The sequence below is a fragment of the Vibrio marinisediminis genome (assembly GCF_014050145.1).
Lineage (GTDB): Bacteria > Pseudomonadota > Gammaproteobacteria > Enterobacterales > Vibrionaceae > Vibrio > Vibrio marinisediminis.
The window spans coordinates 1-2,962 of the sequence record NZ_JACFYF010000037.1 but is presented as its reverse complement, the minus strand read 5'-3'; the positions used below and the strand labels follow the sequence as shown (position 1 = coordinate 2,962).

Here is a 2,962-nt window from a genome sequence, read left to right as displayed (position 1 = left end):
CATTGAGTCCATCAAAACCCTTTGGGTGTTGTATGGTTAAGCCTCACGGGCAATTAGTACAGGTTAGCTCAATGCCTCGCAGCACTTACACACCCTGCCTATCAACGTCGTAGTCTCCGACAACCCTTTAGGATACTTAAAGTATCAGGGAGAACTCATCTCAAGGCTCGCTTCCCGCTTAGATGCTTTCAGCGGTTATCGATTCCGAACTTAGCTACCGGGCAATGCCATTGGCATGACAACCCGAACACCAGAGGTTCGTCCACTCCGGTCCTCTCGTACTAGGAGCAGCCCCTTTCAATTCTCCAACGCCCACGGCAGATAGGGACCGAACTGTCTCACGACGTTCTAAACCCAGCTCGCGTACCACTTTAAATGGCGAACAGCCATACCCTTGGGACCGACTTCAGCCCCAGGATGTGATGAGCCGACATCGAGGTGCCAAACACCGCCGTCGATATGAACTCTTGGGCGGTATCAGCCTGTTATCCCCGGAGTACCTTTTATCCGTTGAGCGATGGCCCTTCCATACAGAACCACCGGATCACTATGACCTACTTTCGTACCTGCTCGAATTGTCATTCTCGCAGTTAAGCGGGCTTATGCCATTGCACTAACCACACGATGTCCAACCGTGTTTAGCCCACCTTCGTGCTCCTCCGTTACTCTTTGGGAGGAGACCGCCCCAGTCAAACTACCCACCAGGCACTGTCCGTAATCCCGATAAGGGACCAACGTTAGAACATCAAGCATACAAGGGTGGTATTTCAAGGACGGCTCCACAGATACTGGCGTACCTGCTTCGAAGCCTCCCACCTATCCTACACATGTAGGGTCAATGTTCAGTGCCAAGCTGTAGTAAAGGTTCACGGGGTCTTTCCGTCTAGCCGCGGGTACACTGCATCTTCACAGCGATTTCAATTTCACTGAGTCTCGGGTGGAGACAGCGTGGCCATCATTACGCCATTCGTGCAGGTCGGAACTTACCCGACAAGGAATTTCGCTACCTTAGGACCGTTATAGTTACGGCCGCCGTTTACCGGGGCTTCGATCAAGAGCTTCGACCGAAGTCTAACCCCATCAATTAACCTTCCGGCACCGGGCAGGCGTCACACCGTATACGTCATCTTACGATTTTGCACAGTGCTGTGTTTTTAATAAACAGTTGCAGCCACCTGGTATCTGCGACTCCTAGTAGCTCCATCCGCAAGGGACTTCACCGCCAAGAGCGTACCTTCTCCCGAAGTTACGGTACCATTTTGCCTAGTTCCTTCACCCGAGTTCTCTCAAGCGCCTTGGTATTCTCTACCCGACCACCTGTGTCGGTTTGGGGTACGATTTCTTATAATCTGAAGCTTAGAGGCTTTTCCTGGAAGCATGGCATCAATGACTTCACTACCGTAGTAGCTCGACATCGTATCTCAGCGTTAATGAAAGTCCGGATTTACCTAAACCTTCCGCCTACGTACTTGAACCTGGACGACCGTCGCCAGGCCCACCTAGCCTTCTCCGTCCCCCCATCGCAATTATAAGAAGTACGGGAATATTAACCCGTTTCCCATCGACTACGCCTTTCGGCCTCGCCTTAGGGGTCGACTTACCCTGCCCCGATTAACGTTGGACAGGAACCCTTGGTCTTCCGGCGAGGGGGTTTTTCACCCCCTTTATCGTTACTCATGTCAGCATTCGCACTTCTGATACGTCCAGCATGCTTTACAACACACCTTCAACCGCTTACAGAACGCTCCCCTACCCAATAACTAAAAGTTATTGCCGCAGCTTCGGTTTATTACTTAGCCCCGTTACATCTTCCGCGCAGGCCGACTCGACTAGTGAGCTATTACGCTTTCTTTAAATGATGGCTGCTTCTAAGCCAACATCCTAGCTGTCTAAGCCTTCCCACATCGTTTCCCACTTAGTAATAATTTGGGACCTTAGCTGGCGGTCTGGGTTGTTTCCCTCTCCACGACGGACGTTAGCACCCGCCGTGTGTCTCCCGGATAGTACTTACTGGTATTCGGAGTTTGCAAAGGGTTGGTAAGTCGGGATGACCCCCTAGCCTTAACAGTGCTCTACCCCCAGTAGTATTCGTCCGAGGCGCTACCTAAATAGCTTTCGGGGAGAACCAGCTATCTCCAGGTTTGATTGGCCTTTCACCCCTAGCCACAAGTCATCCGCTAATTTTTCAACATTAGTCGGTTCGGTCCTCCAATTGATGTTACTCAATCTTCAACCTGCCCATGGCTAGATCACCTGGTTTCGGGTCTAATTCTAGCAACTATACGCCCAGTTAAGACTCGGTTTCCCTACGGCTCCCCTAGATGGTTAACCTTGCTACTAAAATTAAGTCGCTGACCCATTATACAAAAGGTACGCAGTCACGGGACGCAATGCCCGCTCCTACTGCTTGTACGTACACGGTTTCAGGTTCTATTTCACTCCCCTCACAGGGGTTCTTTTCGCCTTTCCCTCACGGTACTGGTTCACTATCGGTCAGTCAGTAGTATTTAGCCTTGGAGGATGGTCCCCCCATATTCAGACAGGATAACACGTGTCCCGCCCTACTCGTTTTCACTTAAAATGCGTTGCCGGTTACGGGGCTATCACCCTGTATCGCACAACTTTCCAGAAGTTTCACCTGACGCATATTACGCTTAAGGGCTAATCCAATTTCGCTCGCCGCTACTTTCGGAATCTCGGTTGATTTCTTTTCCTCGGGGTACTTAGATGTTTCAGTTCCCCCGGTTCGCCTCACACACCTATGTATTCAGTGTGTGATACTTACTTATGTAAGTGGGTTTCCCCATTCGGAAATCCCAGACTCAAGTGGCTTTTACTGCCTAATCTGGGCTTATCGCAAGTTAATACGTCCTTCATCGCCTCTGACTGCCAAGGCATCCACCGTGTACGCTTAGTCACTTAACCATACAACCCCAAAGAGTTTCGCGATGCGAATCTTGAG

Annotated in this window: 1 rRNA gene; it reads right to left on the bottom strand. The window is 50.7% G+C overall.

The features are described from left to right. Positions 1-32 precede the first annotated feature (32 nt). Positions 33-2,925: ribosomal RNA gene (locus tag H2O73_RS20205) — 23S ribosomal RNA — on the bottom strand. Positions 2,926-2,962: the final 37 nt, after the last annotated feature.